General features: G+C 67.8%; 2 protein-coding genes. Both read left to right on the plus strand.

Going from position 1 to position 2,966, the window contains the following annotated elements; translation table 11 throughout:
* Positions 1-1,611, plus strand: a 1,611-nt coding sequence (locus JOY90_RS31015; protein WP_291694907.1) for an FAD-binding dehydrogenase, incomplete at its 5' end; no start/stop codon positions are given.
* Between the two features lie 13 nt (positions 1,612-1,624).
* Positions 1,625-2,966, plus strand: a 1,342-nt coding sequence (locus tag JOY90_RS31020) for a thiamine pyrophosphate-binding protein (protein WP_291694908.1), incomplete at its 3' end; no start/stop codon positions are given.

Raw genomic sequence — 2,966 nt, forward strand, 5'->3', positions numbered from 1 at the left:
GAAGATCGTCATGATGTCGTGATCGTCGGCGGTGGCATCGCCGGGATCACCACCGCGCTCGACCTGCTCGAGGGTGGCAAGCGCGTGGCGCTGGTCGACCGCGATGACCGGTCGGCCTTCGGCGGGCTGGCGCGTGAAAGTTTCGGCGGCATGTTCTTCGTGGATTCGCCGGAGCAGCGTCGCTTTCGCGTCCGCGATTCCGCCGACCTCGCCTTGCGCGACTGGCTGAGCTTTGCCGAATTCGGCCCGGACGACCACTGGCCCCGGGCCTGGGCGGAGGCCTATGTGAACCGCTGCACGGCGGACGTCTATCGCTGGGTGCGCCGCTTCGGGGTGAGCTTCCTGCCGGTGGTCAACTGGGTGGAGCGCGGCGAATTCCGCCCCGGCAATTCGGTGCCGCGCTTCCATATCGCCTGGGGCGCCGGCAAGGGAATCTTCGATGCGCTGTTCGCGGGCCTGCAACGGCATCCGCATATCGACCATCTGACGATTCGCTTCGACGCGAGGGTCGAACGGCTCGTGCGGCAAGGCGGCCGCATCGCCGGCGTCGAGGGCGTCGATGAAAGGACCGGCGAACCGTTCGAGCTGCGCGCGGATCGGGTCGTGATCGCGGCGGGCGGTATCAATGGCGGCGACCTTTCTCGCGTGCGGCAGCACTGGCATCGCGACTGGGGATCGCCGCCGGCCGAGCTCCTGAGCGGCTCGCATCGCTTCGCCGACGGCCGCCTGCACGATGCCGTCGTGGCCGTGGGCGGCGTGCTCACCCATCTCGACAACATGTGGAACTATGCCGCGGGCGTGCATCATCCGACCCCGCGCAAGCCGATGCATGGGCTGTCGCTGGTGCCGCCGCGCTCGGCGCTGTGGCTGAACTGGCGGGGGATGCGCATCGGCCCGCAGCCTCTGGTGTCCGGCTTCGACACGAGGCGGCTCGTCACCGACATCTGCGCTGCGGAACGAAAATATTCCTGGCAGATCATGAACCGGCGGATCGCGCTGAAGGAATTGGCGGTCTCGGGCGCCGAGCACAATCCGTCGATCCGCGACAAGAGGAAGCTCGGCTTCCTGCGCGACATCCTGTTCGGCAACCGCTGGCTGGTGAAGGAGATGCTGGCGAATTGCCGGGATTTCGTCACCGCTAATTCGCTGCCGGAGCTGGTCGAGAAAATGAACGCGCTGCAGGGCGACCAAGCCGTCGAGCTGGCCGCCGTGCAGGGCGCGGTCGGGCAATATGACGCGACCATCGCCCGCGGCGAGAGCCTGATGAACGACGAGCAGCTTCGTCGCATCGCCGCGCTGCGGCAGTATCGCGGCGACCGCCTTCGGCTGTGCAGGTTTGCCCGGATCGACGATGTGCGGGCGTTGCCGCTGATCGCGATTCGTGAATTCATCATCAGCCGGAAGAGCCTCGGCGGCATCATGACCGATCTCCAGAGCCGGGTGCTCGATGCGGCCGGCGCGCCGATCGCCGGGCTCTATGCAGTCGGCGAGGCGGCGGGCTTTGGTGGCGGCGGCGTGCACGGCCGTCGCGCGCTGGAAGGGACGTTTCTCGGCGGCTGCATCCTGTCGGCGCGGCTTGCCGCGGCGTCGATCGACGGCCGGAAACTATAGAGGGGAGGGCACGATGAAGCGGACGGGAGCCTGGCTTGCGGTCTATGCGCTGGAGCAGATCGGCGCACGCTTCACCTTCGGCATTCCCGGCGTGCACACGACCGAACTCTATGACGCGCTCAACAACTCCAACCGGATCACGCCGGTGCTGGTCACCCATGAAGGCGGCGGCGCGTTCATGGCCGACGCCGTCAGCCGGTTGTCGGACTCGGTCGGCGTGCTCACCGTGGTGCCGGCCGCCGGCCTGACCCATGCCGCGAGCGGCATCGGCGAGGCCTTTCTCGACGGCGTGCCGATGCTCGTGGTCTCCGGCGGCTCGCGCACCGACACCGGCCATGAATACCAGCTCCACCAGATGGACACTCACAGGTTCATGGGCGGCCTCACCAAGGCGACCTTCCGCGTCACTGGCCACGACGAGGTCGTGCCGACGCTGTTCAAGGCGTATGACATTGCGACCTCCGGCGAGCCGGGCCCAGTGTTCGTCGAGCTGCCCGTCAACATCCTGATCATGACCGCCGAGGTCGGTGAGCTGCCGGTGTTCCGGCCGTCGCAGGTACCGCGGATCGAAGCCGCCGCTGACATCGCGCAGGCCGCCGACCTGTTGGCGGGCGCCAGGCATCCCTGCATCTTCGCCGGCTGGGGCACGCGCGATGCGACCGCCGAGCTGGTGCGGCTCGCCGAGGCGCTGGAGGCGCCGGTCGCGACCACCTTGCAGGGCCTGTCGGTGTTTCCCGGCAACCATCCCCTGCATGTCGGCTTCGGGTTCGGCCCCTCGGCAGTGCCGGCGGCGCAGAACGCGTTTCGCGACGGCGACGCCATGATCGCAATCGGCACGCGCTTTGCCGAGATCGCGACCGGCAGCTACGGCACGCGCGTGCCGGAGAATCTGGTTCACATCGACATCAATCCGAAGGTGTTCAACGCCAACTATCCGGCCAAGGTCGCGATCCCAGGCGACGCGCGCACCGTGCTGCGGGAGCTTTTGTCTGCGCTCGGGGCCAGGCCGCGCCGGAGCGCCGACGGCGCGTTGCGCGCGCAGATCAGGAAGGACAAGGCTGCCTATCGCGAGAGCTGGGTCCAGAGCGACACGGCCGGGCTGGTCAACCCCGCGCGGTTCTTCGCCGGCCTGCGGACAAGCATGCCGGATGACGGCATCATCGCGATCGACGACGGCAACCACACCTTCCTCACCGCCGAACTGATGCCGATTCACGCGCCTAAGAGCGTGATTTTGCCGACCGACTTCAACTGCATGGGCTACGCGGTGCCGGCTGCGATCGGCGCCAAGCTGGCCTTTCCCGACCGTTCGGTGCAGGCGATCGTCGGCGACGGCGCCTTCATGATGACCTGCA

It is taken from the genome of Bradyrhizobium sp. (assembly GCF_019242285.1).
Classification (GTDB): domain Bacteria; phylum Pseudomonadota; class Alphaproteobacteria; order Rhizobiales; family Xanthobacteraceae; genus Bradyrhizobium.